Source organism: Mesoflavibacter sp. SCSIO 43206, from assembly GCF_019904215.1.
Taxonomy (GTDB): Bacteria; Bacteroidota; Bacteroidia; order Flavobacteriales; family Flavobacteriaceae; genus Mesoflavibacter; species Mesoflavibacter zeaxanthinifaciens.
This window is the reverse complement of the sequence record NZ_CP063201.1, coordinates 2,644,577-2,670,809: the sequence shown is the minus strand read 5'-3', so window position 1 is coordinate 2,670,809 and position 26,233 is coordinate 2,644,577. Positions and strand designations below refer to the sequence as shown.

The following is a 26,233-nucleotide window of genomic DNA, read 5'->3' as shown; positions in this document are numbered from 1 at the left end:
TTGAGTCTTTTATTTTCATTTAAAATTTCTTCTAATTTATCAAAGTCATAGATTAAAGACTTTAACGCTTTTGACTCTGTTTTATGACCGTAGTAAGATTTGATTTTTTCAATCTCTCTACGGTCTTTTTCATTTTTATTACTTAAGATAATTTTCATTTATAAAATTGTCAGTTGTTTAGACTTTATTTCTGAAGCTACAAGATCTTCCTTAATATTCTTCTTTAGATCATTTGTAATAATATTGATCTCTTCCATATAACTATCAGCATAAATATCGCTTACAAAGTTTTCTATATACTCGATCTTGTTATAGTTTTTAGTAAACCTTAATCTCATTAAAGCTACAATATCAACATATTCAGCTTCAACATTAAGCTTTTTAAAAAGCTTAATGTCATTGTAGAGATTTAGCTTAGCTAAAAGTTTTGTGCTTTTAATAGTAATATCAGATACATTAACTTTTATCTCTCCAAAAACGTTTTTTAGTTCCTCAAAGCTTGGGTTATAACATACCGTAACATCTTTAAGTTCTTTTTTCAATTTATTTATTTTCTTATCTAAATTCATTACAATACAATTTTAAATAGATCATCTCCAGTAGTTAAGCATACAAAAGTTATAATTTCATTATTTTGATCACTATAAAAAGCAATTTTAGTCTGCTTTCTATATTCACTTTCATTTAAAAAGTTTGTTACTTCATCAAAAGTTACTTTTTGATTTTTATCTACACTTTTTATTAAAACTGCAAGATTTAATAAGTTTAGACTCTCTGTATTTTTTATTGAATTTTCTACTATAATTTTCATAATGTTTCAGTAATTAAGTTTTGTTTAAACTTTTTAAAAAGTTTGATTAGTAGGGTGGTTAATCATAATGAGTGGGGTAGGTGGGTTAAAGAAAAAAAGTCTGCCTGGTCGGACTTTTTTTTCTTATTCGTTTTAGATCTGCTTTTCCTTTCTTTCTAAAGCTCTTTTTTCTAATCTTAAATCAAAGCTATTAAAACCAAGTTTTTCAGCTTTTTCTATTAAAAATCTTCTTTCCCATTCAATGTGGCTTTCAATACATTGTCTTTGTTTAAGATCTTCATTTTCTCTTTTAACCTCTCTGTAACAGTAATAACCGTTATCAACTGGAGATGGTTTCATAAACTCTATTTTTCTCTTCTTTCCGCAAATTCCGCATATTGCTCTTTCCATAATGTATTAGTAATTAGATTTTGTTTAAACTTTTTTAAAAAGTTTGATTAGTAGGGTGGTTAATCTTAATGAGTGGGCTTCGTGGGTATTTGAAAAAAGGCTTTTAAGCCTTTTCTCAATCTATAAGTTATACATTTCTTTAACATCCATTAGCTCTTGTATGCAATTTTCAAGAGCGAACCAGCTATACCAGTTGCTTAATGGTTCTGTTTTTTCAAGCGTTCCGCAATCCTCTTCAAAATTTCTAACTGCTTCAAGAATTAAAATGCTGTTTTTTTTAAAAAATTTTTCAGTTTCTCCGTAATAAATAAAACCGCTTACACCGTTTCCAGCGTTTCTGTAGTATTCCAGATTTTCCATAATTTCCCAAAAACGCATCCCCATTTGTTTAATAACTTTTTTGTTTAATTCTTCGTTTGCTGTTTCTCTTAATACTTCGTTTTTTTTCATCTTCTTAAATTTTTATAGTTTATAGTTCTCTTAAATCGTTAAATAAAAAATTTGCTTTAACTCCTTTTTTAGGTTTTATTTTCCAACCGCCTATGCAAAAAGGATCTTCTAAGGCTTGAGTATGACATTTTGTTTCATTTACTACTATTGTTTTTAATCCTCTGTAAAAATTCACGGTTAAAAAATTGCTGTGTATTTTTTTTGGTGCTTCAATTCTAAACTTCATTTTTTATTGTTTTTTAGTTATTAATATTTTTATCGTAAAAAGCTTTTTTTAGCTTGTGTTTAACCGTTAATAAAGCTTCTTGATGCTCAAGGCTTAAATTTTCGCAAAGTGCGTTAACAGTTTTTGAAAAGCCTTGTATTTGGCTCTCTTCAAACTCTACCACGATATTTTTAAAAAATTTTATCGGGTAATTAGTTTTAGTATGACCTTTTTTATTTTTTTTCATTTGTTTAAATTCAGTTATAGAAAAATTTGATTTCATCGGTGCAAGTGAGTTTTGAGTTTTATTCCTTTTGTCTTTTTAAAGCTTAAAATCTCCATTTGGTACATATAGCTTTTTAGACTTAGTAATTCAAGCAATTTCTAATTGCTTAGAATTAGTTAGTTTAAACAGTTTATGCTGTACCAACTGGAGATTTTTAGTAAGCTTTGACAACAGGAAAAAACACAAAAGTTACTTGTGCTGACCTCATAATTTTATAACTGGATTTAGGCGAATGAAAAAAGATACTTTAATCAAGCTTTGGGTTTGTTTTTAAATCGCCTAAAAGCGTTTAAAAATAAATCCTAAGCTTACCTTATAATTGAATTTAAACTGTCTTAAAAGTCCTAATTTCTAATTTGGACCTTTAAGAGTGTTTAAAATCACTAAAAACTTCAACTGTTAAAATCCTATGGCGTGGGACAGTAACTACACGCCGTAATAGTCCGACTCTCGGACTGCTAATAATGTCGCAAATCCTTGATTTGCACCTAAATAACCTTGTTTTCGTAGTACGTTTCTTACAGTTGTTAAAATTGTGTTAAAATAGCTATCATTTTAACCTTGTTTTTGCTGTTCTTAAAATTTGTCTTATCATTGTGTAGAATTGTAAGAAAAAAGACAGTTTTTGTACTATAATTTATATTATGTAAAATAGAAGTTTTAAGATTATGCTTTATATTTTCAATTTATAGTAATTTAAAAACGCCTAGATTGCTCTAAGCGTTTTAAAACTAACTAATCAAAACTATTAATAGTAATAGTATTCTCAGGGATTCACTTTTAATAATCTGTATAACCTTCTTTTCCTGGTGTGTAAAACGTATCAGGATTTGGGTCTTGTAATTCTTTATGATTTTTAAATCTTTCAACTAAATCTGGATTAGATATAAATGGTCTACCAACGTAAACTAAATCCATACCTTCATCTAAAACTTTTTGAGCATCTGCTTCACTAGCAACGCCACCACCAGAAATTACAGTACCTTCAAAACTTCCTTTAATGGTTGCTTTAATATCTGATTTAAATTCTGGTGCGCCCATAGCAGTATGATCTGCAATGTGTATGTATGCTATACCAAGCTTTTTAAGTTCTAAAGCTAAATAGTTGTATAGTTCTACTAAATCGTCATAATCATGTTGTACATCACCATTTACACCATAAGGAGAAACACGAATTCCAACTTTATCTCCACCAATAGCAGCAACAACTTTTTGTGTAGTTTCTAGCACAAAACGAGCTCTATTTTCAAAATTTCCACCGTAATTATCATCTCTAACGTTTGATTTTGGATTTAAAAACTGCTCTAATAAATATCCATTTGCAGCGTGTAATTCGATACCATCAATTCCTGCATCTATTAATTTTTTAGCGCTATTAACAAATTCGTTTTGGGTGCTTTCTATATCTTTTAATGTCATTGCTCTTGGTGTAGTATGTGGCAACATCCCTTTTGTATCGGTATACATTTCACCATCAGCTTTTATTGCACTTGCAGATAAAACTTCTCCACCATCAGGAAGATTTTCATCTACAGCCATTCTTCCGCAATGCATAAGTTGTACAAAAATTTTACCATCATTTTTATGTACTCCTTTTGCTATTTGTTTCCAGCCTTCAATTTGTGCTGGACTAAAAGCGCCAGGAATACGCGCATAACCAAGCCCGTTAACTGAAGGAGAAGTTCCTTCACTTATAATTAATCCTGCTCCTGCTCTTTGACTGTAATATTCTGTCATTAAATCATTTGGAATATTATCTATTGCTCTGCAACGCGTCATCGGAGCCATAACTATTCTATTTTTAAGCGTTATGTTTTTTAAATTGTAATCGTTATATAAAGTCATGTTTTAAATTTTTATTAAAAATAAATACCATGGAAAATATTTCCAAGTGATTTAACTTAATTTTATAAGTGTATTACATGTGTATATTGAAAGCTTGAGTGTTTAAATTAGTTTAATGACAATTAAATTAATTAATGATTTGTCCATTTTCTCTAAACTCTACATCTTTATTTTTACCTTTTTGCTTGAATTCTACATCATAAAAAGTGCCTTTTGTAGCGCTTTGTACATATTCTACTTCTGTTATATCTTCATCTTTAAACTTGCTGCTAATAACTTGTTTGATTGCTTTAGGTAAATTTTCTTTTTTAATGCTTAATTCTGTTTCAATCCAATTTCCTTTAGGTGAAAAATCTGCGCGGTATTTTTTTCCATCTTTTTTGAAATGTGCTTCAAAATTTCCATGTGAATCTTTTTCCCAATTCGGATTTTTTTCACTTGGATACTTATTTTTAAAAGCTGTCTTTACGGTTTTAGGCACTTGTCCATTTACTGTGTTATTACAACTTATAAATAAAATGACTAGTAAAAGTAAACTTGATGTCTTAAGTAATTTCATAATTTTATTTTTTATTAATGGTTTCTAATGGCTGAATATTTTCTTTAATCTGCTTATAAACATCTAATTGAATTGATGTTAAAATATCTGCCATTTCTGCAGTTTCTTCACGCTGCATATTGTATAATTTGGCTAATTTGGTTTTTCCTGTGAAGTTATTTTCTATTTTATTTCTTGTAATTAGAAACTCCTCTACTTTCTTTTCAAACAGCATAAATTGTTTATTGGTCATTTCTAATTGTTTGTCGTATGCTTTAGCAATTTCTGTAGCTCTTTCATCTAATTTTTCAGAATGTTTTTGAGTGAAAGTATCTTGAGCTAAAATTGATGTGGTAATTAAAAATGCTAAAATGGTAAGTATCTTTTTCATAATTGTAACTTTTTGGTTTACAATAATATAATTTGATTTAAAGGCTTTGTCAAATCATTTAAGCAAACTTTAATATTTAACTATAAAGGTTTAACAGTTATTAATATTTAGAAATAAAAAAAGCGCAACTTAAGTTGCGCTTTTTTACTAATATGTTTTATGGTTATAGCTTATTACCATAAATATCAAGTTCTATAACAGGTTTACCAAGTTTTTTGACTTCTTCAAACTGTGTGGCTTTATCACCAACTACTAAATAAGTTAAGTCTTCTTCATCCATATATTTATTAATAATAGACTTATAGTCTTGCAGTGTCATGTTAATTAATTCTTCTTGATTTTTATCAAGGTAATCCTCTGCTCTATCGTATTTACTCATTTGTCTTAAAATGCCTAATTGTGCACCTAAACTTTCGTATGCTCTTGTGTTTCCTTTTAAGATTTTGTTTTTAGTAAGTTCTACTTCATTTTCTGAAAAGCTATTTTCATAATCTTTAACCATATTTTTAATAATTTCTAAAGATTTTAAAGTAGCATTAGCACGTACGCTTGTTCTGATTGTAAATGGGCTAATAATATTAGCTTGCGAAATACTAGAATATGCACCGTAAGTATATCCTTTACCAATTCTTAGGGTTTGGAATAACCTTCCGCTAGAGCCTCCACCTAAAATTTCGTTAGCAAAATCTAAGTTATTAGCATCTTCATCTTTACCAGATAAGGCTAGTTTACCTATATATAATACAGATTGTTTTGCGTTTGGAACATCTACAAAATATAGTTTTCCTGCAGTGTCATTTGTTTTAACATCAGCTTCTGGAATAGAAACCGCTACTCCTTTCCATTGGTTTAATGGTTGAAGTGCTGCAACAGTTTCGTCTTTATTAACATCTCCAGCAATATGGAAAGTAGCTTGACTTGGTACTAAATTTTTGTAATAACTTTTCATGTCTTCCATAGTAATGTCTTTAGTGCTTTGTAAAGTACCAGAACTTGGGATACCGTAACGGCTATCTTCGCCATATAACAATTGACTGTAAACATTGCTTGCAATAGCATTTGGATTAGCTTCACGTCCTTTTAAATTTGTTTCTAAAGCTTGTTTTAGACGGTCAAATTCTTTGTCATCCCAACGTGGTTCTAAGATAATCTCTTTAACTAATTTAATAGTTTCTTCAAAGTTTTTAGTTAAACATGATCCAGCGATATGAAAATCTTCATCACTGCTATACATATATATATTAGCACCTAACAATCCAATAGCTTCTTCTAAATCTGCTGGTGATTTTGTAGCTGTACCTTGCATCATTATATCACTAAATAAGCTAGCAACACCTTCTTTTCCTTTTGGGTCTAAAAGTTGTCCGCCAGGAATTGTAATATCAAACTGAACTAATGGAACTTCTGTATTTTCTATACCATATAAATCCATACCGTTAGCTAACTTACCTTTCCAAATGTCTGGAGATTTAAATACTGGTAATTCTCCAAAAGGTGGCTCACTTCTATCGTATTTACTTGGTGTTTTTTCGTAAACAGCTTCTTCTCCTTGACTCACTTCTTCGTTAGCAACGTTTTGCTTTACTTCTTCAATCCAAACTTCTGCTTCTTTGCTATTTGTTACTGCCAAGTCTATTTGGTTTTTAGGCACGAAACTGGTCATTACGTAGTTTTTGTTTTTAATGTATTTATTATATACACGCATAATGTCTTCTGCAGTAACAGCGTTAGTTAAATTTGCTGTTTTTGTAATGTAGCTTGGATCACCACCAAACTCGTTATCTTGCACTAATTGAAATGCTTTATTTAAAACCGTACTAACACCTTGATATAACTGTGTTTCTAGCTCTGCTTTAATACGTTTTAATTCTTTTTCATTGACACCATTTGATTCAAAACGTTTTAAGCCTTCTTCTATAGCAACTTTTACGCTATCTAAATCTGTATTGGCATTTGCACGAACTCTAAATACAAATTCTCCTGCAAGTTCACTACTGCTTTGGTAAGAGCTAACTCCTGGAGCTAATTTTTCTTCTTCTACAATAACATTATATAAAGGCGATTTTTTACTTCCGCTTAATATTTGTCCTAAAATATTTAAAGCAAAAGTGTCCTCATGATATTCTTTAACTGTTGGTATTACCATACGTAATTCTGGTAATTTTGCAAAGTTATCTTCAAAGTACAATGCTTTAACACTATCTAATTTAACAGGTTCAAAATTTAACTCTTCAACTTCTGGTCCGCTTGGTATTTCTCCAAACCATTTTTTTACTAGTTTTTTAGTTTCTTCTACATCAATATCGCCTGCAATTACTAAAGATGCATTATTTGCGCCATAGTATTGATTATAAAACTCTTTAACATCTTCTAATGTAGCTGCTTGTAAATCTGGTAAAGATCCTATTACTGTCCAACTGTAAGGATGTCCTTCTGGATATAAGTTTTTTCTAATAACTTCATCTGTATATCCATAAGGAGAGTTATCTACACGTTGACGTTTTTCATTTTTTACAACTTGTTTTTCACGCTCTAAAGCCTCTTTGGTTACCGTATTAATCATATATCCAAAACGGTCTGAATCTATCCATAATATTTTTTCAAAAGCATCTTTTGGCACCACTTCATAATATACGGTACCGTCACTCCATGTTCCTCCATTACGACTTCCGCCCCATTCTGGAATCATTTTTCTGTTAGCGCCTACAGGTACATTTTCAGAGTCATTAAAACTCATATGTTCAAAAAAGTGGGCAAATCCTGTTTTACCTGGTTTTTCTCGGTTAGATCCAACATGCATCATGGTTGCAACAGCAACAATTGGATCTGAATGATCTTCATGAAGAATAACTTCTAAGCCATTATCTAAAGTGAATTTTTCATAATCAATTTTAAAATCTACAGCAGTATCTGCTTTAGATACTTGCGTTTTTGAGTCTGAATTGTTACATGAGATAAATGCAAATACAGACAAAACGGATAAAGTTTTTAAGAGTCTCATTAAATTATATATTTGATTGAAGTCTAAAGATAAACAATATTTAATTGTCATAAATTTTTAATAAAACGATATGAAAAAAAATCTATTTTAATTATCTTTAAGAGGAACTTTAATACCAAAATAATATGGATATAAAATTTGAATATGACAATGTAAAGGCTAGTAAGGCTTTAGAAGAATACACAACAGAAAAAGTACAAAAATTATTTAATAAATATGAATTTTTAGTTAGAGCTGATGTGTTTTTTAAAGTTGAAAATACTAGCGATGATAAAACAGGAATGATATCTAGTATTAGATTAAGCGCACCTGGACCTAGATTATTTGCTAAAGACAGTAAAGACACTTTTCATAAAAGTGTTAGTGAAGCTGTTAGAGAATTAGATAATCAATTAGCCAAGCGAAAGGGTAAAATGAAAACACACCATTAATATATAACTATAAAAAAGGCGACCAAATAGGTCGCTTTTTTTTTGCTATATTAAACTGTTATTTGTTTCATTTTTATACCTAGTGCTTGTTCTACCTTAGTTACCTCGCTGTGTTCACTTGGTAAAATTAAAGCAATTGAAACACCTTTTTTACCGCCTCTTGCTGTCCTACCACTACGATGTGTATAATATTCTAAATGTTCTGGTAGTTGATGATGGATAATAAAACTAACATCATTAACATCTATACCTCTAGCCGATACATCTGTAGAAATTAAAAATTGTAAAGATTCGTTTTTAAAAGAACGCATAACCTTATCTCTATCTTTTTGGGTCATATCGCCTTCTAATGCATCTACATTAAAACCTTCTACTTGTAATTGATGCTTTAAAGCTTGTGCTCCTGCTTTTGTACGTGTAAATATAATACCACGTTCTTCTGCTCTTTCATCTAAAATTTGCATTATTGTACTTGCTTTTTGATGAATTGAAGTTTCTATAAAGAAGTGGCTTATATTTTTATTGACAATACTATTTCTGTCAATTTCAATACGGATAGCATTATCTGCAATGTATCTTTTTACAATATCTTTTAAATCGTTAGACATTGTTGCACTAAACAACCAAGTATTTTTTTTGCTTTTTATAGCGTTTAATATAGTTGTTAAATCGTTTTTAAAACCCATGCTTAGCATTTCATCTGCTTCGTCTAAAACAATTGTTTTAATGTTAGATAAATCTACAGCATCACGCTGCATTAAATCTACTAAACGACCAGGAGTAGCCACAATAACATGTGTAGTTCGCGCTAAATTTTTAAGTTGAATATCTATCTTTTCTCCACCATAAACAGATTCTACAAAAGTTTGGTTTGTATTATACTTAGTAAACTTAAAAAGTTGTTTTTTTATTTGTTGAACTAACTCGCGTGTTGGAGATAAGACTAATGCTTGAACATGACTTTTTTTAGGGTCAACTTTATGTAGTAAAGGTAAACCGTAAGCTGCAGTTTTACCAGTACCTGTTTGGGCTAAACCAACAAAGTCTGTATTACTGCTTAATAATATAGGTATGGCTTGTTCTTGAATTTCGGTTGGTGTTTTAATACCAATCTCTTTCAAAGATTTTGTATAGTTTTTATCTAAGCCTAAGTCTTTAAAAGTCATATTATTTTATTTGTAGTCGTTAGACTTGTTAATATATTAATTTATTCTTCTTCTGGAGGAGGGAAACCATGAATTTCTTCATAGATCTCGTCAAATTCAGATCTTATTTTAGCATTTAATTTTTTACGGTAATCGTCTTTAAGCCAATCTACAAAGTTATGTGTACTTTTACTAATACATTTTGTGTATCTACCAATTCTATAATCAATATCATCTCCTAAAAGCTTTGCTAAAGCTAAGGCGTCCCACATATCTTCACTATTTTCTACACAAATATGAGCATGCTGTGCGATAGAGCGTTCTAATACTACTTTAGAGCTTTCTCCTGCTCTAATTGAGTTTATATAGGTTTTTTTGATATCAAAATATACATGCTCTGAGTTTTTAAACTGCTCACGCATGTCATCTGGCATTTCGTATTTAAAATTATTTTCAAGTTCTTCATCACTTAAAATACCATCTAAATAATAGTTTGGAGAACGGAAAATTTTATGCCAATCTAAATCTGCGCCCCATGCTCCAAAACGATGTACGTTATTACCTAAATCTATAACGGTAAACTTGTCTTTTTTATCTAAAATACGAGATCCACGACCAATCATCTGATAGTATAATGTTAATGATTTTGTCGCACGGTTTAGCATGATACAATCTACTGTAGGTTCATCAAAACCAGTAGTTAAGATACTTACAGACGTTAAGATAGCATCTGGTGTTTCTTTAAACCATTTTAAAATAGCTTTACGCTCTTTTTTTGTATTGTTATTATCAAGATGAGCAATTTTATAACCTGCACGTCTAAAGGTATCGTAAACATGCAGAGATGTATTAATACCGTTATTAAATATTAATGTTTTCTTACCTTTACAACGCTCTTCATAAGCTTGTAAAAGCTTAGTTAACATGTCTGTATTGGTATATAAATCTTCTGAAGATTTTACAGTATAATCACCATTAGCACCAACAACTAAAGACGTTAAACCTACATTATAGCTATAGATTTCTGCACGTGCTAAAAATTCGTTTTCTATAAGAGATTGTATGGTTTCTCCTACAATTAATTCATTATAATTATCCTTCATAGGAAGGTTAATATTACTACTTAAAGGTGTTGCTGTAACACCAAGTATAAATGAATTATCAAAAAACTTAAATAATTTGGTAAAACTATTATAATGAGCCTCATCAATAATAACTAATCCAATATCAGAAATATCAAGTTTATTATCATTTAAACGGTTATTTAAAGTTTCTACCATTGCTACAAAACAATTATAGTCACCTTGATCACTTAAATCTGCTTTACTATCTATAACTTTGTTTGACACACCAAACTCAGACAACATTCTAGAGGTTTGTCTACAAAGCTCTATACGATGCGTCATTACTAAAACTTGTTTTTTTCTAGTTTTAAGATATTGTCTAACAATTTCAGAGAAGATTACTGTTTTACCACCACCGGTTGGTAATTGATAAAGCAAGTGATAATTATCTGGTGCTTCTTCAAAACAAGTAAAAATCTTATCTATAGCTCCTTTTTGATAATTATATAAACTTTTTCCTTCTGTACGTTCTTGTAATTCTTGTGTTTGGACTGACATTAATTAATAATTCTAAAAAATTTAAGATGTGCAAAAATACAATGATAATAGACTTATGACGAATAATTAGCGAAAAAAATTTATTGATTACATTTATCCCTTAATATGACAAGAATAATTGAAAATTATAAAGATAACTTTAGTGGTTTTTTTAATACACCACATTTATTTAACTCTGAAGTTTTTGGGATTACACCTTTTACTAAAGCATTACCACAACAATTTATTTTTACTAAGCTGATAACTAAAAAGTTAAGGTTAGGACAATTAGTAGAATATTTTGTTTTTGAAGAGTTAAAACAATTTAAATCAATCAAAATATTATCAGAAAACCTTCAAATTATAAATAAAAATAAATTAACAATTGGAGAGATTGATGCTATTTATTTGGATGAAGAAAAGCCATTTCATCTAGAAATTCAATATAAATTTTACCTTTTTGATACCACTGTTGGAGAGACAGAAATTGAACATTGTATTGGACCAAACCGTAAAGATACTTTAACACAAAAACTAAAAAAGCTAAAAGACAAGCAATTACCACTACTCTATTCTAACACAACAACACCTTACTTAGAACAACTAAATCTAAAAGCAGTAGATATAAAACAGAAAATCTATTTTAAAGCTCAAATTTTTATGCCTTATGGCAAAAATTTCATGCTTAAAACACTAAATAACGACAGTGTTTATGGGTTTTATTTCAACTATAATCACTTAAAAAATTTTAAACACTGTAAATTTTATATTCCTAAAAAATTAGATTGGTTAGTAGATGTGCATCCCAATGTAAATTGGCAAAACTATGAGCAAATGCTTCCTCAATTAAAAACATTTTATGAAGAAAAATACACGCCAATGCTTTGGTTAAAATTTCCAAACGGAGACATTAAAAAAAGTTTTATGGTTTGGTGGTGATTAACCGTTAATAACTTAGTCATAAAACTGCTTCCAAAACTTAACAATTTCATTTAATTTGCAACACTAAATTTTTTAATCTAAATGAAAGTCTGTATAGCCGAAAAACCTAGTGTGGCAAGAGAAATTGCTCAAGTCTTAGGCGCCAAAACCAAACGTGATGGCTACTTTGAAGGTAATGGTTATGCGGTAACTTACACGTTTGGTCATTTATGCACACTAAAAGAACCTAACGATTATAAACCCTATTGGAAAAGTTGGGATTTAAACAACTTACCCATGTTACCTGATAAGTTTGAAACCAAAGTATCAAACGATTCTGGTATTAAAAAGCAATTCAAAATAGTAAAATCCTTATTTGATAAAGCAGACGTTGTAATAAATTGCGGTGATGCCGGTCAGGAAGGAGAATTAATTCAACGTTGGGTTTTAGACCAAGCCAATTATAAAGGTGAAGTTAAACGATTATGGATATCTTCTCTTACCACAGAAGCCATAAAAGAAGGTTTTGAAAAATTAGAAGCTAGCACAAAATACGATAATTTATACTATGCTGGGTTTTCTAGAGCAATTGGAGATTGGCTTTTAGGAATGAACGCTACGCGTTTATACACCGTAAAATATGGTGGTTATAAGCAGGTTTTATCTATTGGTCGTGTGCAAACACCAACGCTAGCCATGGTTGTTAACCGTTGGAAAGAAATAGAAAACTTTAAACCACAACCCTATTGGGAACTACAAACGCTTTATCGTGACACCTTATTTAGCTACGAAGAAGGACGTTTTCTAAAAATGGAAGATGGCGAAAAATTAGCTAACATTGTTAAAGAACACGATTTTGAAATTGTAAGCATTACCAAAAAGAAAGGAAATGAATTTGCACCAAAACTGTTTGATCTAACAGGTTTACAAGTGTATTGCAATACAAAATTTGGCTTTTCGGCAGAAGAAACCTTAAAAATAGTTCAAAAGTTATATGAAATGAAAGTGGTAACTTATCCGCGTGTAGATACCACATTTCTTCCAAATGATATTTATCCTAAAGTACCAGGGATTTTGAAAAACTTGACTAATTACAGCCAATTAATTCAGCCACTTTTAGGTCAAAAAATTAAAAAATCTAAAAAGGTTTTTGACGATGCTAAAGTAACCGATCACCATGCGATAATTCCAACAGGTGTACAAACCAATTTGCAGTACAATCAGCAACAGGTTTACGATATTATTACCAAACGTTTTATAGCGGTATTTTATCCAGAATGTAAAGTCTCAAACACAACCGTAATTGGTAAAGCAGAAGCTGTAAACTTTAAAACCACAGGTAAAGAAATACTTGAAAAAGGTTGGCGTGTTGTTTTTGAAACAAATGACAAACCAACTAAAGAAACTGGCATTTTGCCCACGTTTGAAAAAGGCGAAAAAGGTCCGCATGAGCCTTCTTTTTTAGAAAAAGAAACCAAGCCGCCAAAACAATTTACAGAAGCATCTTTATTGCGTGCAATGGAAACCGCAGGTAAACAAGTAGATGATGACGAGTTACGTGATTTAATGAAAGAAAATGGTATTGGACGACCTTCAACTAGAGCCAATATTATTGAAACGCTGTTTACACGTAAATACATAAAACGTAATAAAAAACAAGTGTTGCCAACGATTACCGGTATTCAATTGATTGATTTAATTCAAAATGAATTATTAAAATCTGCAGAACTAACAGGACTTTGGGAAAAACAACTAAAAGACATAGAAAAAGGTGAATATAGCGCTGTAGCATTTATCAATAACATGAAAAAAATGGTAGACCATTTGGTGTACGAAGTTAGAACAGAAAAGGTTCAAGCCAAATTAAGTTACACCAATAATAAACCAGCCAACGCCAGTAAATCATCTTCTAAAAAAACTTCAAAAAAAGGTATTGTAGGTAAAACATGTCCAAAATGTAAAAAAGGACAATTATTAAAAGGAAAATCAGCTTACGGTTGCACACTATACGGAAGAGATTGTGATTTTGTTTTACCTTTTGAATATGCTTCAAAAAAAATATCAGAAAATCAATACAAACGCTTATTAGATAAAGGATCTACTGTAAACTTAAAAGGATTTAAGGTTAATGAGGCTTCTGTTGAAGGTTTGCTTCGTTTTGATGATAATTTTAAATTAAAATTAGAGCCTAAAAAAGAAAATTCCGCGAAAGCGACAAAAAAAAACGTAGACGAAAAAACTTGTCCTAAATGTAAAAAAGGTACAATTATAAAAGGAAAAACCGCTTATGGTTGTAGCAACTATAAAAATGGTTGCGATTTCAGGTTTAGCTACGATTTAATAAGAAAGAAAGCAAAAGGACAGCAATTAACTAAAGAGTTGGTTTTTAAAATTTTAAATGAAAACTAAACACCAACACTTTAAAATATATAAACCTTACGGAATGCTTAGTCAGTTTGACAGCAATGCTAAGCATGAGCAAAAAAAACGCTTTTTATCAGAGCTTGGTACATTTACAGATGGAACAATGCCAATTGGCAGATTAGATAAAAAAAGTGAAGGTTTATTACTATTAACTACCGATGGAAAATTGAGTAATCACATCAATCAATCTGGAATAGAAAAAGAATACTATGCTTTGGTTGATGGCGCAATTTCCGCGAAAGCGATACAAGATTTACAAACTGGAGTCAAAATTGGTTTTGACGGAATAAAATATAACACAAAGCCTTGTAAAGCTAAAATTTTAGAATCTACTCCTAACCTACCACAACGTACTAAAAAAATACGAGACGAAAGACATGGACCAACTACTTGGATATCTATAACTTTAACAGAAGGTAAATTTAAACAAGTTAGAAAAATGACTAGCGCTGTTGGCTTTCCTACATTAAGATTAGTCCGTGTTAGAATTGGTAATATTCTTCTAGAAAATATGAAATCTGGAGATGTAGTTTTATTAGAAAATTTACCAGAAATACTTTAACGTATCTTTAATTTATTTAGTTGTTTAAATAATCAAAAACTCTGTACTTTTGCTTGTTACAAACAATTAACATGAATAAATATCAACACTTTTTTTACGATTATTTTAAAGAATTAAGTTTTACAGACACTTCTGCAAAATACATGAATATGCTTTTGCTATTTGTAATAGCTTTAGTAGGTATATTTATTGTCGATTTGATTGTAAGAACGATTCTAAGATTTATTTCGGCAAGAATTGCTTCTACTACAAAATCTAATTTTGACGATTTATTAATTTCTAATCGTGTTCCTGCTAATACGGCACATGTGCCTGCTTTATATTTAGTGCATGAGAGTATTCCGATTGTTTTTCATGACTTTGAAAACCTTCATATTATTCTTGAAAAAATAACCACAATCATTGCCATAATTTTAGGTCTATGGATAGTTAGAAGCTTACTAAATACTTTAAAAAGTTATTTTAAAACTCTGCCAAGACTTAAAGATAAACCAATAGACAGCTATATACAGGTCTTTATGATTTTTGCTTGGTCTGCTGGTATTTTATTAGCAATAGCTGTTGTAATAGAGTTGTCTTTAACAAAGTTTATAGCAGGATTTGGTACAATATCTGCTATTATCTTATTAATCTTTAAAGACACTATTTTAGGTTTTGTAGCAAGTATTCAAGTCGCTATAAATGATATGGTTAGAATTGGAGACTGGATAACTTTTGAAAAATACGGTGCAGATGGTGATGTGATAGAAATAAATTTAGCTACTGTAAAGGTGCAGAACTGGGATAATACAATTACTACCATTCCTACATATGCCATGATTTCAGATTCGTTTAAAAACTGGCGTGGTATGACAAATTCTGATGGTAGACGTATTAAAAGACATATGTTAATCAAGCAAAATTCTATTAAATACTTAACTGATGAAGATATAGAGCGTTTAAAAGGTATTCAAATTATAGAAAGCTACCTAACTAATATGCAACAAAAAATAGAGCAATATAATACAGCTAACAATGCAGATAAGTCTTTATTAATAAATGGTAGAAATCTAACTAATGTAGGTGTTTTTAGAAAATTTATACAAACCTATTTAGAACAACACTCTGCCATAAATGACCAAATGTTATTGATGGCAAGACAATTACAACCTACTGCAGAAGGTATTCCTATAGAAATTTATTGCTTTAGTAAAGATAAGCGTTGGCAAAATTACGAGTATGTTATGAGTGATTTATTTGATCACTTTTTAGCAGCAGTGCCTTATTTTGATTTAGAAATTTTTGAATTTCCAGATAATTCAACTTTTAAAAGTCTAAGTAACAAGGGAAAAGTTAATTTATAGTTAATGAATTTCAAAACCGATAGTAATACTATTAAATTTGCAAATAAATAGATGTTATATGCAAAAGTTACTATCTAATTTAAAAATTACTATTAACGAAAATATTTTTCTAAAAGATCCAGAATCTTCAGATTTAGGAAAACGTATTGTTGAAAACAGCATTTTATTAATTGACGAAATAGGTTTTGACGATTTTACTTTTAAAAAATTAGGTGCCAAAATTGGCTCTAATGAAAGTAGTATATATCGCTATTTTGAAAACAAGCATAATTTACTAGTCTATTTAGCATCATGGTATTGGAGCTGGACAGAATACCAATTAGTATTTTCTATAAACAATATTGCAGATCCTTTAAAAAAATTAGACTTAGCTATAGAAGTTTTAACAAAGACTACAACTTTAGATAGTACTTTTAAACATATAGACGAAGTTGTTTTAAAACGCATTATTATTAATGAATACAGTAAGTCCTATCTAACAAAACAGGTCGACTTGGATAACGATGAAGGTTACTTTTCGATTTACAAAAGACTAGTAATTAGGCTTAAAGAATTAATACAAGAAGCAAATAAAGACTATAAATATGCTTTTTGTTTAGCTAATACAGTTATAGAAGGATCTTTACATCAGCAATATTTAAAAGATCATTTTAAATCCATTTCTGGATTAAAACCAAACGAAGCTCCTACAGAATTTTATAAAGATTTAGTGTTTAACACTTTAAATATTTCACCTAATGAGTAAAAAAATATTAACAGCATGGCAACGCTTTATCAACCTATTAAAGCTTGATAAAAAAGATTTAAAACAAGTTTTTTTCTACGCCATTTTTGCTGGATTAGTTAACCTATCTTTACCTTTAGGTATTCAGGCAATTATTAATTTGTTACAAGCAGCTCAAGTAAGTACATCTTGGATTGTTTTAGTCATTTTAGTAACCTTAGGAGTTATATTTGTTGGTGTTTTACAATTAATGCAAATACGAATAATAGAAAATATTCAGCAAAAAATATTTACAAGAGCATCTTTTGATTTTGCATATCGATTACCAAAAATTAAAATGAGCGCATTAAGAGGCTATTATCCTCCAGAACTAGTAAACCGTTTTTTTGATACTGTCATTATACAAAAAGGATTAGCTAAGATTTTAGTAGATTTTCCTGCTGCTATACTTCAAATTATTTTTGGACTATTACTACTATCATTTTACCATCCATTTTTTATCATATATGGTGTATTACTAATAGTACTAATGTATATTGTATTTAAATATACTGCAGAAAAAGGCTTAAAGACAAGCATAAAGGAATCAGACCACAAATACCGTGTTGCACATTGGTTAGAAGAAATAGCAAGATCTATAGTTAGTTTTAAACTTTCAGGAAAAACAAATTTAGCGCTTTCTAAAAACGACCAATTAGTAACCGATTATTTAGACGCAAGAGAATCTCACTTTAAAGTACTGGTTATGCAATTTATGCAATTAATTGGTTTTAAAGTCTTAGTAACTTTTGGGCTTTTAGTTATTGGTGGCGCATTGGTTTTAAATCAGCAAATGAATATTGGTCAATTTGTTGCTGCCGAAATTATTATTCTATTAGTAATTAATTCTGTAGAAAAATTAATACTTGGTCTAGAAACGTTTTATGATGTACTTACTTCTATTGAAAAATTAGGAAAAGTAGTTGATAAAGAATTAGAGCCACAAGATGGAGAGATTATAGATTTTGATAATAAAGAATTCAATTTAGAATTTGAAAACATCTATTATGAAGTGCCTGATAAAGAAACACCTATCCTACAAAACATTAACCTTAAAATTAATAATAAAGATAGAATTTTAGTTAATGGGACAAATGGTTCTGGTAAGACAAGTTTATTAAAACTAATATCTGGCATCATCCAACCAACAAAAGGAAATGTTTTTGTTAATAATCATTCTCTTGTTAGTTTAAACCTTAATCAATATCGTGCTCATTTAGGGCAAACACTAGAAGAAGAAACTCCTTTTGAAGGTACGTTAAAAGATAATATTACCTTTGGTGATCCGTCAATATCCAAATCAGACTTAGATTGGGCAATACAAAGTGTAGGATTATCTAATTATGTTAAGCACTTACCAAAAGGTTTAAATACTATTTTACGTCCAGAAGGAAAAGAAATCTCTTACACTACAGCTAAAAAAATCATTTTAGCAAGAGCCATAATAAAAAAGCCAAAACTATTAGTTTTAAAAGAACCATTAGATCATTTTGATCAAAAAGAAGCGTCAAAAATAATAGACTTTTTAATAGACAAAAAGCATGATTGGTCATTAATTGTTGTTAGCCAAAATCAACTTTGGGAAAACAAATTAAGTAAAGTAGTATCATTAGATAACGGTCAAATAATTAACAATAAATAAGATGTTAAATATTTCAAATAATAAGCTTGAAAACAGGTTAGATTTAACCAAGTACGAGTGCGGTAAAAAAGCATTTGGTAAAGAGCATTTTAAAGCGTTTAATCGCTTTTTGGTCACCTTTGGTGTTGTAGGTATAATAATATTATTCTTACCATGGACCCAAAATATAACAGCAGCAGGTAAGGTTACAACATTAACACCAGATCAACGTCCACAAACCATACAATCTCCTATTCCTGGTCGTATAGAAAAATGGTATGTAAGAGAAGGTGATTTTGTAAAAAAAGGAGATACAATTCTTCATATTTCTGAAATTAAAAATGAATATTTTGATCCTAATTTAGTTGAAAGAACCAATCAACAAATAAAAGCTAAATCATCTTCAGTTTCATCTTACAGCGAAAAAGTTAAAGCGCTTAACACTCAAATAGCTGCTTTAAGTAACGAAAGAAAGTTAAAGTTACAACAAGCAGAAAACAAACTATTACAAGCCAGATTAAAAACTAAAAGTGATAGTATAGATTTTGAAGCTGCAAAAACAAATCTAAACATTGCCGAAACCCAATTTAATCGTACACAACAATTACAGTCAGAAGGTTTAAAAGCAATTACAGATGTAGAAGCTAAACGATTAAAATTACAAGAAACTCAAGCAAAATTAATATCACAAGAAAATAAATTTTTAGCGTCTAAAAATGAAATCATTAATGCGCAAGTAGAGCTAAATCGTATAGATGCCGAGTATGCAGATAAAATTTCAAAAGCTAGAAGTGACAAGTTTACAGCGCAATCAAATCAGTTTGATGCCGAAGCGCAAGTTTCAAAATTAGAAAGCGATTATACAAATTATTCTATACGTAATGACATGTATTACATCAAAGCGCCTCAAGATGGTTTTATAAATAAAGCCATAAAAGGTGGTATTGGTGAAACATTTAAAGAAGGTGAGCAATTGGTAGGAATCATGCCTTCTAAATATGATATAGCTATAGAAACATTTGTAGACCCAATAGATTTACCTTTAGTTCATTTAGGAGAAGAATTTAGAGTACAGTTTGATGGTTGGCCTGCAATAATATTTAGCGGTTGGCCTAATGTATCTTATGGTACATACGGTGCAAAAGTTGTAGCTATAGAACGTTTTATAAGTCCAAACGGTAAGTTTAGAATACTATTAGCTCCAGATGAAAATGATTATGATTGGCCAGAAGCTATTAGAGTTGGTTCTGGAGCCAGAACAATAGGTTTATTAGAAGATGTGCCTATTTGGTTTGAATTATGGCGACAGCTTAATGGTTTCCCTCCAAATTACTATCAACCTGAAGATGCATCAAACACAAAGACTAAAAAATAAAAATGAAAAACACATTTATTTTCATATTTAGCCTCTTACCTATCCTATTACTAGGTCAAACTTTAGACAGTTTAAGTTATACCGAATATTTAGGTTATGTAAAACAATATCATCCTGTTGCAAAACAAGCAGATTTAAAGTTGGCATCTGGTGAAGCGACTTTACTAAAAGCTCGTGGAGGATTTGACCCTAAAGTTGAAGGTAGTTTTAACGAAAAAGACTACAAAAACACAGAATATTACGAAAGACTAAACGCAACTTTTAAAGTCCCAACATGGTACGGTATAGAGTTAAAAGCAAACTTTGAAGAAAACTCAGGATATTATTTAAATCCTGAAAATACAGTTCCTGAAGATGGTTTATTTAGTGCTGGTGTAGCTTTTTCGGTTGGACAAGGGTTATTTATCAATAAAAGAATGGCAGATTTAAGAAAAGCCAAATTTTTTAGAGAACAAACTGTTGCAGAGCGTAAACTAATGGTTAATGAGGTTATTTATAATGCTTCTATAGCATATTTTAATTGGGTTCAAGCTTATAATGAAACTAAAATTTATGAGAATTTTTTAAATAACGCTACTACAAGATTTAATGGTGTAAAGTCAAGTGTTTTAGCTGGCGATAAAGCAGCTATAGATAGTTTAGAGTCTGGCATAACAGTAAAAAACAGAAAATTAGAATTAGAACAAGCTAAAGTTAAATTAATGAAAGCAAGACTTGAAGCTTCAAATTACATTTGGCTAAACCAAACACCTGTAGATATTAGCGAAACTATAAAACCAGTAACAATTAATGAAGAAGAAATTGATAATGTTTTAGCTTTAAATCAATTAGAAAGTTTTCAGTTAAATAATCATCCAAAACTAATTGCTTTACAAAGAAAAATAGATGGTTTAGGCGTAGATCAAAAATTAAAAGCTAATAAATTACTACCTAAAATAGATTTAGAATATAACTTTTTAACCGAAACACCAGATATTTCAAATTCCTTTAATTCATCAGCATACAAAGCAAAAATAAGTGCTGCTTTTCCTTTATTTTTAAGAAAAGAACGTGGTGATTTAAAACTATCTAAACTAAAAGTACAAGATGCTAATTTTGAGTTATCTGATACCGAATTACAATTAAAAAATAAAATAGACGCTATTACTAAAGAATTAGAATCTTACGTTACACAAAACAAACTTATTAAAGACATAGTTCAAGATTATGATGCTATGTTAAAAGCAGAAGAACGTAAATTTAGTTTTGGAGAAAGCTCTGTATTTTTAATTAATACGAGAGAAAATAAATTAATTGAAGTACAGGTTAAAGCTGTAAAACTTGAAAATAAATTTCTTTCAACTAAAGCAAAATTGTTTAATAGTTTAGGCGTATTACCTAATTAGATTTATTATTTGAAGTTTGTGTAGAATCATTTTTTTCTACACTTTGAGACTTTAGTTTTAGCGGACTATCTTTTTCTTTTACTACAATAATCGTTGCTTTTACACCTGTTGCTAAGTTCCATTGGTTAACAGCAATAACATTTCCAAATTCATCTAACACCTGAAACTCTGCAGTGTTAGGACCAGAAGTCCCTTGGTTTAAAGCTAAAAAGTCTATTTCATTAATACCTTCATCTAAAGGTAACAGCAACCCATTAAATCCAGATGTTAAAACAACACTAGGTACAACAATGTCTTTATTGATAAATACTCTAATTTTATCACCATCAGGATATTGATGATCACGATAAATAATGTTTACGGCTTTTGCTGTGGTACGATATTCACCTAAAAACTGATTAACTAAGCTACCGTTATTACTTTTTTCGTCGTCTTCTTTAAATTTTAATTGCCTATCTAGTTGTTTTTTAAATAATTCACCAGGATTTCTCAAATTATTTTTTTCTACCATAGAAAATTCTTTTTTAGGTAGAGCTTCTGTTTTAGCATCTTTTGGTGCAGTTACTACATTATCGTTATCGTCTGGTTTTATATCATTTTGCTGCTCTTCTACAGGTTCAATGATTAATTCTGGATCATCTTTTGGATCTTCTGTTTCTTCAGCAGGTATTGCAATACCAATTCTTTCACTATCAATTTGCGAAACACTTGATACTGTAATAGAAAAAAATATTAAGAATGAAATTAAAATCTTCATGTTTAAATTAATTGGTACTAAATTAATTCAAAAACTATACCTAAATACTAAAATTATATTAATCCTTGTTAATTTACTATTAACACTACAAGCAATAAGGGTTTTATTAATTTTTTTACAATATACATAAATGTTAAAAACTGTTAAAACAGTATTATGTTATACAAAGTACTGTAACATTTTTGTTTTATACTCGTCATATAGGTGTAAATCATTTTAAATCAATCAAATAAAACTATTAATTATGAGAACTTTAAACAACAATCGATTATCAGAAACTTTAAAAGGAACCAAAAGTAACGTTTGGAATAGTAAAAGACGTTATAGACACTAAGTAAATAACAACTAAACCACAAAGATCATGAAAACACCAAAAATTATAAGAAGACTAAATCAAAATACTTTATCAAACGTACACTGTAATAGAGAAATCTTTAGGTTTAGTTGTACAAAAAACGGATTATGGCGAGGCGTTAAACGCTATGCACACTAATAAAAAAAGCAAGTGAAACTCACTTGCTTTTTTATTTTAATACTCTAATAATTTTAATAGTTCTTCTTCAAATTTTCCTTTTGCTAAATATTGTTCTTCTAACTGATTAATAAAAGGTATTGGTGTATCTAAACTGGCTACACGTTTTACTGGTGCATCTAAATATTCAAAACAATGTTCCATTATTAAAGATGAAATATCACTAGCAATACCACCAAATAAAGAATCTTCTTGCAGAATAATAGCTTTACCTGTTTTTTTAACAGAAGTATAGATAGCTTCTGTATCTAAAGGTTGCAGTGTTCTTAAATCTATAACATCTGCTGAGATATTAGGATGTGCATCTAATGTGTTTAAAGCCCAATGTACTGCAGCTCCATAAGCAACAATTGTTATATCATTACCTTCTTTTAATAATGAAGCTTTGCCAAATGGTAGTGTGTAGTAATCTGTTGGTACATCTTGTCTAATACTTCTATATAACGCTTTGTGTTCAAAGAATAATACAGGATTTGGATCATTAATAGCTGTAGCTAATAAACCTTTTGCATCATAAGGAAACGCTGGAAATACAACTTTTAAGCCTGGAGTTTTTGTAAACCAAGCTTCATTAGTTTGACTATGAAATGGTCCAGCAGCAACACCTGCACCACAAGGCATACGTAATACCACATCTGCATTTTGGTTCCAACGGTAATGTGATTTTGCTAAATAGTTAACTACTGGATTAAAACCAGAGGTTACAAAATCACTAAACTGTAGCTCTACAACACTTTTAATACCAGCAATACTTAATCCCATTGCAGATTCTATAATGGCAGATTCACAAATAGGAGTATTACGAACACGCTCTTTACCAAAAGCTTCAACAAAGCCTTCTGTAATTTTAAAAACACCACCATATTCTGCAACATCTTGTCCCATAATTACAAGATCTTCGTGACGTTGCATAGATTGTTTTAACCCTTCAGAAATAGCATCAACTAAACGTAATTCTGACATGTTTTCTTTCGGTTTAACTTCTTGGTATTTAACCTCTTGAAAAACATCATTTAATTCAGTGCTTAAATGTGGCGTGATTGGTTCTTCCGCGAAAGCGATTTCTAAATGCTCGTTTATTTCGTGGATAATATCTTCTTTAATTTTAACTTCTTCTTCATCGGTTAAAATACCTTCATTTTTTAAAAATTCTTGATAGTTTTCAATTGGATCTTTTTTAGCCCATTGATCCATCAAATCTTGCGGTACGTATTTGGTACCACTAGCCTCTTCATGACCACGCATTCTAAAGGTTTTAAATTCAATTAATACAGGACGAGGATTTTTACGGATGCTTTCTGTAATTTCAGAAATTTTTGTGTAAACCTCTAAAATATTATTGCCATCTATAATATGACTTTCCATACCGTAACCAATAGCACGGTCTGCTAAATTCTCACAGTTGTATTGCTCTTTTGTTGGTGTAGACAAACCATAACCGTTGTTTTCTATACAAAATAGCACAGGTAATTGCCATACAGAAGCAACGTTTAAGGCTTCGTGTATATCGCCTTCACTTGTTCCGCCTTCACCTGTAAACACTGTAGTTACTTGGTTTTTGTTTTTTAGTTTAGAAGCTAAAGCAATACCATCTGCTACACCAAATTGTGGTCCCAAATGGCTAATCATACCTACAATCTTATATTGCTGTGTACCAAAATGAAAACTTCTGTCTCTACCTTTTGTAAACCCATTAGCTTTTCCTTGCCACTGCGAGAATAAACGGTATAACGGGATGTTTCTTGTTGTAAAAACACCTAAGTTACGGTGCATTGGTAAAATATACTCTTCGTCTTGCATAGCAGATGTTACTCCTACCGCTATGGCTTCTTGCCCAATACCAGAAAACCATTTACTTATTTTACCTTGTCTAAGCAAAATAAGCATCTTTTCTTCAATTAATCTAGGTTTAAGTAAACGCTTGTAAAGATCTAACAGCGTATCGTTATTTAGGGTTGATTTGTCAAATTTCATTAATAAGCTTTCAATAATTGAAAATATGATAATATATACTATGCCAAATATAGTATAATTACGAATAAAATAAACTACTGTTTTTGCTTAGTTTTCGTTACATTTGTAGTTAGAAGATTATAATTTTTACACATTATGAATAAAATACCTAGTGTTAATTTAGAGGATTTTCTATCTGATGATCCTAAGAGAAAACAAAAATTTGTAGATGAAATTGGTAAGGCTTACGAAGAGATAGGTTTTGTAGCTCTTAAAGGTCATTTTTTAGACGATAAATTAGTAGACGATTTATACGAAGAAATAAAGAACTTTTTTGAATTACCTGTAGAAACTAAGCAGAAATACGAAATACCTGGCATTGGTGGACAACGTGGATATGTGTCTTTTGGAAAAGAAAGTGCAAAAGGTAAAAAAGAAGGTGATTTAAAAGAATTCTGGCACTTTGGACAATACGTAGAAGATGATCCAAAACGCGCCAAAGAATACCCAGAAAATGTAGAAGTTAAAGAAGTTCCTAATTTTAATGTCGTTGGAAAAAAAGCATACCAAACTTTAGAAAAAACGGCTAAGTATGTATTACGTGCTTTAGCGCTTCACTTAGGTTTAGAAGAAACGTATTTTGATAATTATATCCATAACGGAAATTCAATTTTAAGACCAATTCATTACCCACCAATTACTCAAGAACCAGATAATGCGGTTCGTGCAGCAGCACATGGTGATATTAATTTAATCACTTTATTAATGGGTGCACAAGGTCGTGGTTTACAAGTTCAAAACCATAATGGAGATTGGATTGATGCTATTGCTGAACCTGATGAATTAATGATTAACGTTGGTGATATGTTATCACGCCATACTAATAATAGATTAAAATCTACAATTCACCGTGTTGTTAATCCGCCAAGAGAATTATGGGGTACGTCTCGCTACTCTATTCCTTTCTTTATGCATCCAATTAGTGAAATGAAATTAGATGTATTAGATAGTTGTGTAGACGAAAACAACCCTAAGCAATATGAAGATATTACTGCTGGAGAGTTTTTAGAACAACGATTAAGAGAATTAGGATTAAAAAAATAGTTTTCAGTCACAGTCACAGTTATTTCTTCTAAATAATTGTGACTGTAAACTGATACTGTATACTAAATAACATGGATTTACAAGATCAATTAAAAAATCTATTTCCTGATCACGTCCCTGAAGAAACCGAAGAACAGCAAGAAGAAAGCAACATTTGGTTACAAGATGATCCTATAATTTGTAAATACGAAAAACGTAAAGGAAAGCCCATTACAATTTTAGAAGGATATACTGGTGCTGATGAAGATTTTAAACTACTATCCAAAGAGTTAAAACAAAAACTAAGCGTTGGTGGTAGTTTTAAAAACGATAAAATCATTATTCAAGGTGATTATCGTGATAAAATTATGGAAATATTAAAAGATAAAGGCTTTAATGTAAAACGTGTTGGAGGCTAAT

At 30.1% G+C, this 26,233-nt stretch carries 26 protein-coding genes; 12 read left to right on the top strand and 14 right to left on the bottom strand.

Features of this window, described 5'->3' with window-relative positions; translation table 11 throughout:
• Positions 1-158 precede the first annotated feature (158 nt).
• The 10 genes from INR78_RS12225 to INR78_RS12180 all read right to left on the bottom strand — a co-directional run bounded on the left by INR78_RS12225 (position 159) and on the right by INR78_RS12180 (position 7,917).
• The gene (locus tag INR78_RS12225) at positions 159-569 is read right to left on the bottom strand and encodes a hypothetical protein (protein WP_223076736.1); all 411 of its coding nucleotides are present in this window, start codon (positions 567-569) and stop codon (positions 159-161) included.
• Complete coding sequence (locus tag INR78_RS12220) at positions 569-811, bottom strand: hypothetical protein (RefSeq protein WP_223076735.1); 243 nt, start codon at positions 809-811, stop codon at positions 569-571. The genes INR78_RS12225 and INR78_RS12220 overlap by 1 nt, the downstream gene beginning before the upstream one ends.
• Before the next feature lie 132 nt (positions 812-943).
• On the bottom strand, positions 944-1,201 hold the full coding sequence (locus INR78_RS12215) for a hypothetical protein (protein WP_223076734.1): 258 nt from the start codon (positions 1,199-1,201) through the stop codon (positions 944-946).
• A gap of 120 nt (positions 1,202-1,321) precedes the next feature.
• Positions 1,322-1,651, bottom strand: a complete 330-nt coding sequence (locus tag INR78_RS12210; protein WP_223076733.1) for a hypothetical protein — start codon at positions 1,649-1,651, stop codon at positions 1,322-1,324.
• 19 nt (positions 1,652-1,670) lie between these two features.
• Positions 1,671-1,877: a hypothetical protein gene (locus INR78_RS12205; protein ID WP_223076732.1), complete on the bottom strand. Its 207-nt coding sequence runs from the start codon at positions 1,875-1,877 to the stop codon at positions 1,671-1,673.
• 13 nt (positions 1,878-1,890) lie between these two features.
• Entirely contained in the window at positions 1,891-2,103 is a 213-nt protein-coding gene (locus INR78_RS12200; protein WP_223076731.1) for a hypothetical protein, read from the bottom strand.
• A gap of 819 nt (positions 2,104-2,922) precedes the next feature.
• Positions 2,923-3,987: an alkene reductase gene (locus INR78_RS12195; RefSeq protein WP_223076730.1), complete on the bottom strand. Its 1,065-nt coding sequence runs from the start codon at positions 3,985-3,987 to the stop codon at positions 2,923-2,925.
• Between the two features lie 127 nt (positions 3,988-4,114).
• Entirely contained in the window at positions 4,115-4,546 is a 432-nt protein-coding gene (locus tag INR78_RS12190; RefSeq protein ID WP_223076729.1) for a PepSY-like domain-containing protein, read from the bottom strand.
• A 4-nt stretch (positions 4,547-4,550) separates the two neighbouring features.
• On the bottom strand, positions 4,551-4,916 hold the full coding sequence (locus tag INR78_RS12185; RefSeq protein WP_223076728.1) for a hypothetical protein: 366 nt from the start codon (positions 4,914-4,916) through the stop codon (positions 4,551-4,553).
• 163 nt (positions 4,917-5,079) lie between these two features.
• Positions 5,080-7,917, bottom strand: coding sequence for a pitrilysin family protein (locus INR78_RS12180; RefSeq protein WP_223076727.1), 2,838 nt, complete (start codon positions 7,915-7,917; stop codon positions 5,080-5,082).
• Positions 7,918-8,042: 125 nt separating this feature from the next.
• Here INR78_RS12180 and hpf point away from each other — a divergent pair, with 125 nt between their 5' ends.
• On the top strand, positions 8,043-8,348 hold the full coding sequence (gene hpf, locus INR78_RS12175) for a ribosome hibernation-promoting factor, HPF/YfiA family (RefSeq protein ID WP_027879009.1): 306 nt from the start codon (positions 8,043-8,045) through the stop codon (positions 8,346-8,348).
• A gap of 50 nt (positions 8,349-8,398) precedes the next feature.
• On the opposite strand, the gene INR78_RS12170 is transcribed toward hpf, so the two are convergent.
• Entirely contained in the window at positions 8,399-9,514 is a 1,116-nt protein-coding gene (locus tag INR78_RS12170; protein ID WP_223076726.1) for a DEAD/DEAH box helicase, read from the bottom strand.
• Positions 9,515-9,555: 41 nt separating this feature from the next.
• The gene (locus INR78_RS12165) at positions 9,556-11,115 is read right to left on the bottom strand and encodes a DEAD/DEAH box helicase (RefSeq protein ID WP_106677725.1); all 1,560 of its coding nucleotides are present in this window, start codon (positions 11,113-11,115) and stop codon (positions 9,556-9,558) included.
• 105 nt (positions 11,116-11,220) lie between these two features.
• On the opposite strand from INR78_RS12165, the gene INR78_RS12160 reads away from it, so the two are divergent.
• The 8 genes from INR78_RS12160 to INR78_RS12125 all read left to right on the top strand — a co-directional run bounded on the left by INR78_RS12160 (position 11,221) and on the right by INR78_RS12125 (position 21,488).
• Complete coding sequence (locus INR78_RS12160) at positions 11,221-12,033, top strand: DUF1853 family protein (protein WP_223076725.1); 813 nt, start codon at positions 11,221-11,223, stop codon at positions 12,031-12,033.
• 84 nt (positions 12,034-12,117) lie between these two features.
• Positions 12,118-14,424, top strand: coding sequence for a type IA DNA topoisomerase (locus INR78_RS12155; RefSeq protein WP_223076724.1), 2,307 nt, complete (start codon positions 12,118-12,120; stop codon positions 14,422-14,424).
• Positions 14,414-15,001 (top strand): pseudouridine synthase, encoded by a 588-nt coding sequence (locus INR78_RS12150; RefSeq protein WP_223076723.1) that lies wholly within the window; start codon positions 14,414-14,416, stop codon positions 14,999-15,001. The genes INR78_RS12155 and INR78_RS12150 overlap by 11 nt, the downstream gene beginning before the upstream one ends.
• A gap of 71 nt (positions 15,002-15,072) precedes the next feature.
• Positions 15,073-16,344: a mechanosensitive ion channel family protein gene (locus INR78_RS12145; protein WP_223076722.1), complete on the top strand. Its 1,272-nt coding sequence runs from the start codon at positions 15,073-15,075 to the stop codon at positions 16,342-16,344.
• A 58-nt stretch (positions 16,345-16,402) separates the two neighbouring features.
• A complete protein-coding gene (locus tag INR78_RS12140) occupies positions 16,403-17,089 on the top strand; it encodes a TetR/AcrR family transcriptional regulator (RefSeq protein ID WP_223076721.1) in 687 nt (228 codons plus the stop codon).
• The gene (locus tag INR78_RS12135; RefSeq protein WP_223076720.1) at positions 17,082-18,749 is read left to right on the top strand and encodes a peptidase domain-containing ABC transporter; all 1,668 of its coding nucleotides are present in this window, start codon (positions 17,082-17,084) and stop codon (positions 18,747-18,749) included. Before INR78_RS12140 ends, INR78_RS12135 begins: the two co-directional genes overlap by 8 nt.
• A 1-nt stretch (position 18,750) precedes the next feature.
• A complete protein-coding gene (locus tag INR78_RS12130; protein ID WP_223076719.1) occupies positions 18,751-20,103 on the top strand; it encodes an HlyD family secretion protein in 1,353 nt (450 codons plus the stop codon).
• 2 nt (positions 20,104-20,105) lie between these two features.
• Positions 20,106-21,488, top strand: a complete 1,383-nt coding sequence (locus INR78_RS12125) for a TolC family protein (protein ID WP_223076718.1) — start codon at positions 20,106-20,108, stop codon at positions 21,486-21,488.
• Here INR78_RS12125 and INR78_RS12120 read toward each other — a convergent pair.
• Positions 21,481-22,245 (bottom strand): hypothetical protein, encoded by a 765-nt coding sequence (locus tag INR78_RS12120; RefSeq protein WP_223076717.1) that lies wholly within the window; start codon positions 22,243-22,245, stop codon positions 21,481-21,483. The two genes, INR78_RS12125 and INR78_RS12120, sit on opposite strands and share 8 nt — an antisense overlap.
• 361 nt (positions 22,246-22,606) lie before the next feature.
• Here INR78_RS12120 and INR78_RS13660 point away from each other — a divergent pair, with 361 nt between their 5' ends.
• Positions 22,607-22,738 (top strand): hypothetical protein, encoded by a 132-nt coding sequence (locus INR78_RS13660; protein WP_255593076.1) that lies wholly within the window; start codon positions 22,607-22,609, stop codon positions 22,736-22,738.
• A gap of 36 nt (positions 22,739-22,774) precedes the next feature.
• Here INR78_RS13660 and INR78_RS12115 read toward each other — a convergent pair whose 3' ends face one another.
• Positions 22,775-24,751, bottom strand: coding sequence for a thiamine pyrophosphate-dependent enzyme (locus INR78_RS12115; RefSeq protein WP_223076716.1), 1,977 nt, complete (start codon positions 24,749-24,751; stop codon positions 22,775-22,777).
• 135 nt (positions 24,752-24,886) lie between these two features.
• Here INR78_RS12115 and INR78_RS12110 point away from each other — a divergent pair, with 135 nt between their 5' ends.
• Together INR78_RS12110 and INR78_RS12105 are read left to right on the top strand one after the other, a co-directional pair.
• Positions 24,887-25,834 carry an isopenicillin N synthase family oxygenase gene (locus INR78_RS12110; RefSeq protein WP_223076715.1) on the top strand — a complete coding sequence of 316 codons (948 nt, stop codon included), beginning with the start codon at positions 24,887-24,889 and terminating at the stop codon, positions 25,832-25,834.
• A 71-nt stretch (positions 25,835-25,905) separates the two neighbouring features.
• Entirely contained in the window at positions 25,906-26,232 is a 327-nt protein-coding gene (locus INR78_RS12105) for a translation initiation factor (RefSeq protein WP_223076714.1), read from the top strand.
• Position 26,233 lies beyond the last annotated feature (1 nt).

What these genes read in the sequence shown, in the direction of transcription:
- INR78_RS12225 (WP_223076736.1), bottom strand. Translation starts at nt 569, where the DNA reads ATGAATTTAGATAAGAAAATAAATAAATTGAAAAAAGAACTTAAAGAT.
- INR78_RS12220 (WP_223076735.1), bottom strand. Translation starts at nt 811, where the DNA reads ATGAAAATTATAGTAGAAAATTCAATAAAAAATACAGAGAGTCTAAAC.
- INR78_RS12215 (WP_223076734.1), bottom strand. Translation starts at nt 1,201, where the DNA reads ATGGAAAGAGCAATATGCGGAATTTGCGGAAAGAAGAGAAAAATAGAG.
- INR78_RS12210 (WP_223076733.1), bottom strand. Translation starts at nt 1,651, where the DNA reads ATGAAAAAAAACGAAGTATTAAGAGAAACAGCAAACGAAGAATTAAAC.
- INR78_RS12205 (WP_223076732.1), bottom strand. Translation starts at nt 1,877, where the DNA reads ATGAAGTTTAGAATTGAAGCACCAAAAAAAATACACAGCAATTTTTTA.
- INR78_RS12200 (WP_223076731.1), bottom strand. Translation starts at nt 2,103, where the DNA reads ATGAAAAAAAATAAAAAAGGTCATACTAAAACTAATTACCCGATAAAA.
- INR78_RS12195 (WP_223076730.1), bottom strand. Translation starts at nt 3,987, where the DNA reads ATGACTTTATATAACGATTACAATTTAAAAAACATAACGCTTAAAAAT.
- INR78_RS12190 (WP_223076729.1), bottom strand. Translation starts at nt 4,546, where the DNA reads ATGAAATTACTTAAGACATCAAGTTTACTTTTACTAGTCATTTTATTT.
- INR78_RS12185 (WP_223076728.1), bottom strand. Translation starts at nt 4,916, where the DNA reads ATGAAAAAGATACTTACCATTTTAGCATTTTTAATTACCACATCAATT.
- INR78_RS12180 (WP_223076727.1), bottom strand. Translation starts at nt 7,917, where the DNA reads ATGAGACTCTTAAAAACTTTATCCGTTTTGTCTGTATTTGCATTTATC.
- hpf (WP_027879009.1), top strand. Translation starts at nt 8,043, where the DNA reads ATGGATATAAAATTTGAATATGACAATGTAAAGGCTAGTAAGGCTTTA.
- INR78_RS12170 (WP_223076726.1), bottom strand. Translation starts at nt 9,514, where the DNA reads ATGACTTTTAAAGACTTAGGCTTAGATAAAAACTATACAAAATCTTTG.
- INR78_RS12165 (WP_106677725.1), bottom strand. Translation starts at nt 11,115, where the DNA reads ATGTCAGTCCAAACACAAGAATTACAAGAACGTACAGAAGGAAAAAGT.
- INR78_RS12160 (WP_223076725.1), top strand. Translation starts at nt 11,221, where the DNA reads ATGACAAGAATAATTGAAAATTATAAAGATAACTTTAGTGGTTTTTTT.
- INR78_RS12155 (WP_223076724.1), top strand. Translation starts at nt 12,118, where the DNA reads ATGAAAGTCTGTATAGCCGAAAAACCTAGTGTGGCAAGAGAAATTGCT.
- INR78_RS12150 (WP_223076723.1), top strand. Translation starts at nt 14,414, where the DNA reads ATGAAAACTAAACACCAACACTTTAAAATATATAAACCTTACGGAATG.
- INR78_RS12145 (WP_223076722.1), top strand. Translation starts at nt 15,073, where the DNA reads ATGAATAAATATCAACACTTTTTTTACGATTATTTTAAAGAATTAAGT.
- INR78_RS12140 (WP_223076721.1), top strand. Translation starts at nt 16,403, where the DNA reads ATGCAAAAGTTACTATCTAATTTAAAAATTACTATTAACGAAAATATT.
- INR78_RS12135 (WP_223076720.1), top strand. Translation starts at nt 17,082, where the DNA reads ATGAGTAAAAAAATATTAACAGCATGGCAACGCTTTATCAACCTATTA.
- INR78_RS12130 (WP_223076719.1), top strand. Translation starts at nt 18,751, where the DNA reads ATGTTAAATATTTCAAATAATAAGCTTGAAAACAGGTTAGATTTAACC.
- INR78_RS12125 (WP_223076718.1), top strand. Translation starts at nt 20,106, where the DNA reads ATGAAAAACACATTTATTTTCATATTTAGCCTCTTACCTATCCTATTA.
- INR78_RS12120 (WP_223076717.1), bottom strand. Translation starts at nt 22,245, where the DNA reads ATGAAGATTTTAATTTCATTCTTAATATTTTTTTCTATTACAGTATCA.
- INR78_RS13660 (WP_255593076.1), top strand. Translation starts at nt 22,607, where the DNA reads ATGAAAACACCAAAAATTATAAGAAGACTAAATCAAAATACTTTATCA.
- INR78_RS12115 (WP_223076716.1), bottom strand. Translation starts at nt 24,751, where the DNA reads ATGAAATTTGACAAATCAACCCTAAATAACGATACGCTGTTAGATCTT.
- INR78_RS12110 (WP_223076715.1), top strand. Translation starts at nt 24,887, where the DNA reads ATGAATAAAATACCTAGTGTTAATTTAGAGGATTTTCTATCTGATGAT.
- INR78_RS12105 (WP_223076714.1), top strand. Translation starts at nt 25,906, where the DNA reads ATGGATTTACAAGATCAATTAAAAAATCTATTTCCTGATCACGTCCCT.